1 pseudogene is annotated in these 414 nt (G+C 65.7%); it reads right to left on the reverse strand.

What is annotated here, in order from left to right:
• Window positions 1–76: 76 nt before the first annotated feature.
• Window positions 77–414, reverse strand: a pseudogene (locus tag EOA29_RS40460) (DNA replication and repair protein RecF); the annotation flags it as partial.

Here is a 414-nt window from a genome sequence, read left to right on the forward strand (position 1 = left end):
GTGGCGCGCGTAACGCTCGAGTTCTTCGTCGGAAAGCGTGGTCATGGCCAGACCTTATCGTGGCGCAAAAACCTTGTCAGGGGTCTTCGGTTGGCCCAACCGTGCCGTGGTCGACCGTCAGGAACTGCGCGCGGCCTTCGAGGCTGGAAAACAGCGCCGCGTCGGTTCCGGTCATGAACGCCTGGCAGTTCAGCTCCTCCAGGATCGAGAACAGGGCGGCGCGCCGGCCGGCGTCGAGATGCGCCGCGATTTCGTCGAGCAGCAGGATCGGCGTCATCCCCGACATCTCGCCGGTCAGCCTTGCATGCGAGACCACGATGCCGACCAGGAGCGCCTTCTGCTCGCCGGTCGAGCAGAGTTCGGCCGGCATTGCCTTGGGCCTATGCCGCACCACGAGATCGGAGCGATGCGGGC

This window comes from Mesorhizobium sp. M1E.F.Ca.ET.063.01.1.1, assembly GCF_003998155.1.
Classification (GTDB): Bacteria; Pseudomonadota; Alphaproteobacteria; order Rhizobiales; family Rhizobiaceae; genus Mesorhizobium.